The 3,246-nt window shown below is 30.2% G+C and carries 7 protein-coding genes; 6 read left to right on the forward strand and 1 reads right to left on the reverse strand.

Going from position 1 to position 3,246, the window contains the following annotated elements:
- Positions 1–188 precede the first annotated feature (188 nt).
- From HGC4_RS02370 to HGC4_RS02380, 3 genes are read left to right on the forward strand one after another with little or no spacing between them, the layout of a single operon-like run.
- The gene (locus HGC4_RS02370) at positions 189–488 is read left to right on the forward strand and encodes a hypothetical protein (RefSeq protein WP_050708515.1); all 300 of its coding nucleotides are present in this window, start codon (positions 189–191) and stop codon (positions 486–488) included.
- Positions 489–499: 11 nt separating this feature from the next.
- Positions 500–703, forward strand: coding sequence for a hypothetical protein (locus HGC4_RS02375; RefSeq protein ID WP_050708516.1), 204 nt, complete (start codon positions 500–502; stop codon positions 701–703).
- Positions 703–1,023, forward strand: coding sequence for a hypothetical protein (locus HGC4_RS02380; protein WP_050708517.1), 321 nt, complete (start codon positions 703–705; stop codon positions 1,021–1,023). Before HGC4_RS02375 ends, HGC4_RS02380 begins: the two co-directional genes overlap by 1 nt.
- Positions 1,024–1,460: 437 nt before the next feature.
- Here HGC4_RS02380 and HGC4_RS18570 read toward each other — a convergent pair whose 3' ends face one another.
- Entirely contained in the window at positions 1,461–1,637 is a 177-nt protein-coding gene (locus tag HGC4_RS18570) for a hypothetical protein (protein WP_157258074.1), read from the reverse strand.
- A 279-nt stretch (positions 1,638–1,916) separates the two neighbouring features.
- Here HGC4_RS18570 and HGC4_RS18575 point away from each other — a divergent pair, with 279 nt between their 5' ends.
- From HGC4_RS18575 to HGC4_RS02395, 3 genes are all read left to right on the forward strand, one after another.
- On the forward strand, positions 1,917–2,060 hold the full coding sequence (locus tag HGC4_RS18575) for a hypothetical protein (RefSeq protein ID WP_157258076.1): 144 nt from the start codon (positions 1,917–1,919) through the stop codon (positions 2,058–2,060).
- Entirely contained in the window at positions 2,047–2,265 is a 219-nt protein-coding gene (locus HGC4_RS02390; RefSeq protein WP_050708519.1) for a hypothetical protein, read from the forward strand. The genes HGC4_RS18575 and HGC4_RS02390 overlap by 14 nt, the downstream gene beginning before the upstream one ends.
- A gap of 85 nt (positions 2,266–2,350) precedes the next feature.
- Positions 2,351–2,800, forward strand: a complete 450-nt coding sequence (locus HGC4_RS02395) for a hypothetical protein (protein WP_157258078.1) — start codon at positions 2,351–2,353, stop codon at positions 2,798–2,800.
- Positions 2,801–3,246: the final 446 nt, after the last annotated feature.

The following is a 3,246-nucleotide window of genomic DNA, read 5'->3' on the forward strand; positions in this document are numbered from 1 at the left end:
CTTATACTATAAGGTTTACAGTCACTGAATTTCATAATAGAAAAGAACTCAAATACGAAAAAGGAGAAGCATCTGATAATATATTTCTTTCATATTTTAGAAATACTGTATTTGTATATGATGAGGGTTCATACAACTTTTGAGAAATAATATAATCATTTAGAGCAAACTTTTATAATAAAAATGATATGTGGATAGTAATAGTAATAATTGTAGTGTTGGTTCTTGTCCCATTAACTATGCGTGTTTCTGGTGCTGACAGCACCTATTGTGTCATGTATTATAATATGACACGAGAATTTACAGGCTCTAAAGATGATTGTGAAGCATGGATTGAGAATAAAATTAAATCAGAAAAAGAGAAACTAACAAGGGATATGGAGAAAATGTGTATGGAGAACAATATACCTAAACAGAATATCTCAGATGAAATGAGACAACTGGAAACTCTTCTTAGGCAAAATTATAAAATAGTAAGACTAAACTAATAAACAATATTATGTGGATAGCAATTGTAATTATAGCTTTCATTCTTTTAGTTGTAATACGTTCTATATATAGATATGATGGGCATTACCAACTTTTAAATGAGAAAGGTATACCTATTCATACAGGAACTTATAGAAGTTGTGTGGAATCTCTAAATTCATACAAAGTAATGGGATGGGGAAAAGAATATACTATTAAGAGAATGAAGTTCTAATGAAATTCAGAATATCACTTATTACTATTTGTATTCTGTTCTTCCTTTTATCCTGTAAGGGGAACAGTAATAAGTATGTTTATTCTGATGGAGAATATAATGCTGAAATAAATTACTATAATCCTAAGACAAGTTCAAAATCAACATATACTTTGAAAGTTGAGATAGAAAATGATAAACTTGTAAAGATATATTGGACTAATGGAGGTTGGTTGGATGATAGCCATTTTACACCACCAAATATTAGTTCAGGTGAAGCTAGGTTTATATCTGATAGAGGGTATAGGTATAATGCGAAAATAGTAAGTAAGATTGAATAGAATGTTTAAACTTGCTTACTGTTTTAACAAGAATGATAAAAAATAATAGTATTAATCACTAGTATGGCATTACAAAAATATTACAAAAATATTGTAAACCTATTGTAAACCATGAGTAACCAATTTAGATGTAATCAATTAATAGATAGTTATTTATGTTGCTGTTTAAGGCTGACTACGGATCAGAAGGTTCCAGGTTTGAATCCTGGCGCGGTCACTACAGAAGCACTTATAACGAAAGTTATAGGTGCTTTTTTGTTGTGGTTATGGCTGGTTTATGAGTGAAAGTTAAACCGAGAGTTAAACCAACAGCTTGAATGATTCAAATAACTAATATATGATTACTGGTTGTGAATGGCTTCTCAATTGTTATAATAATATGAAACTCATTAGATGCGGTTATATAAGCTTATTTAGGTATAATGTAGTTGTTTTAATTAATACCAACTTTCCACGCTCGCTATTTCGAACAATCTTCCATCGGGTGTAATAAAAACAGATTCATATTCTTCGCCAAATAAATCAGCGTAGTGTTGTAGATACAAGGCTTCTACTATTTCTGGATCGTAGAATAGTTTAATAGAATAAGCTTTACCTGTAATTAGCTGCTTCATTATAAACAGGCTAATAATGTCCATAGGATAATTACCACAGCAACAAGTGCTGCACCTAGAAAGAATTTTCGTCCTTTTATCATACGGTCTACAAAATCAGGTTTTCTTTTTAGCATTATTAAATTATCTTGAGTTCGCGAAGTTATATCAATAAAATGGAATTGATACAATTCTTTATTCTTTAAAATAGGAGAAAGCATCTCTAAATAAAAGGGTGTTGCTTATTGTTAGTATTCTAAAATCATTGTAGCTTTGCCTGCTAACTAACAACTATTATTGATGAAATATTTTCTATTTTTGGCTCTCACATCTATTCTACTTTCGTTTACAACTTCTTGCTCCAAGGATGATGATAATAATGATATTGGTAATAAGACGGAATATGCAGCTCAGTACAAGAAAGTTCTTAATGATATTGCTTGATAGTACAGCGAGGCTTGCAAAGCTGAAAGAGGAAGCTAAGGGCCTTTCGGGTGGTCGGCTTATCGTTGTTCAAGAGCAAATATCTCGTGAATCAAATAATTTGTCTGAATTAAAAAAGAAGAAAAAGGAATTAGAAAAGAAATTAGGACTGGCCTTATTGGAATTCGATAGTAGTAATCGTATCGAATCAAAATATTTGATCTAAAATAAGATATAATCTAAGTTATGGCTTATTTTCAACTCAGAAACATAAAAAAATAATGAAGCAGTTCTTTCTTTTTATACACCTAATGATAGCATCTATAGTTTGTGCGCAAAATACGACTTCTAAGGATGTAGATATAACAAGCATCTTCTCTTATGACCAATTTGAAGAGACTAAAAAGTTCATACTTAAAGAAGCTCCATATAATGTTACATCTAGTCTTAGGTCTACTATATATAGGTTCCAATGCACTAATACTGATATTGAAGTAAGGTTGGCATCTATTGTTAGATTCCCTGCTATTGAAAGCACAATGGAAGAGATGAACGCAAAGATGAATAATCCTAAAATGTACGATGCTATTCTCTTAATGGTGTTTGACAAAGATGGTAATTCGTTTTATCGAATTAAACAAGACACCTCTACTCACAGAATATATCTTGAGCCAGATACGCAGGAAAGCTTGACAATGCAGAAAGAACAAGTTCGCGGATGTTTAAATTGTGTCTTAGAAGAGATTACAAAGAAACAATAGCTTATTTTTTTCTATTGGATGAATTTTTTTCGGCTTTTATGGCTTTAATATATGCTTATGTATAAGGTGTGTGTCCTTTAAATAATATAAGGTTTACTATTGAGAGTTCTTCTAACTCAGTGATTGTATTTGTAATTTTATATACAACTTAGCTATTATGTAAATTGCTTTTATATTGAATTAACTAAACATCTTGTGCATTGATCTTGTTTAAATTAATAATGGGAATTATAATTTAATCAAAGTATTATGGAATTATTAAAGTATTTTCTAATAACAATCGGAGTTATTTCTATTGTTTTATTTATTGTGTTGTTAGTTATAGGAGTTAAGGTCGTATCTACCATAGTGTTGTATGTTATTGGTGCAATTGCTATACTGGCATTGATCTGTTTTATCTTTTTTTATGCCGGTAAATTATTTGGAAGAAAGGAAAATGAATAAAA

Origin of the sequence: Dysgonomonas sp. HGC4 (assembly GCF_001261715.1) — a bacterium.
In the GTDB taxonomy this organism is placed as follows: domain Bacteria; phylum Bacteroidota; class Bacteroidia; order Bacteroidales; family Dysgonomonadaceae; genus Dysgonomonas_A.